Annotated in this window: 1 protein-coding gene; it reads left to right on the top strand. The window is 52.5% G+C overall.

What is annotated here, in order from left to right; genetic code table 11:
- The coding region (locus HMPREF0577_RS10520) for an IS3 family transposase (protein ID WP_004013883.1) at nucleotides 1-557 on the top strand (557 nt) is incomplete at its 5' end.
- Nucleotides 558-568: the final 11 nt, after the last annotated feature.

Below are 568 nucleotides of genomic sequence, written 5' to 3'. Positions count from 1 at the left end.
AATGCGTGTATGAGGATTCATGCAACAGGCAGTGGGATAAAGGCTCTCTCGACAAGGTGTGGATTACGGATTTCACGTATCTGCGAAGTGGGCAGGGCTGGGTGTATCTCGTGGCGGTGCGTGACGCTCATACTAAGCGTGTTATCGGCTATGCCATGGGGGTGAGCCAGGTGACTGGCCTGGTGAGGCAGGCTTTAAATATGGCGTATGCGTGTCGGGGACGTAAACCCGCAGGGCTGGTGTTGCATGCTGATAGGGGATGTCAGTTCACGTCTAGGGAACTAGGTGAATATGCCAAGAAAGCCGGGTTGACTCTCTCGATGGGACGCACCGGGGTGTGCTGGGATAACGCGATGGCTGAGTCGTTTTGGTCAACATTGAAAATCGAGTACTACTACCGGCATGCTTTCAGGACAAGAGAGGAGGTTTATGAAGGGGTTTCAAGCTGGATTGAAGGGTTTTACAACCGTAAACGACTGCATTCCAGTATCGGCATGATGCCACCCGTGGAATACGAACTCAAGATGAGTCAAACCGCCTGGAAACAGGCAGCCTAAACAACCAACCC

The organism is Mobiluncus mulieris ATCC 35243 (assembly GCF_000160615.1).
GTDB classification, from domain to species: Bacteria; Actinomycetota; Actinomycetes; order Actinomycetales; family Actinomycetaceae; genus Mobiluncus; species Mobiluncus mulieris.
This window is presented reverse-complemented; position numbering and strand designations above follow the sequence as displayed.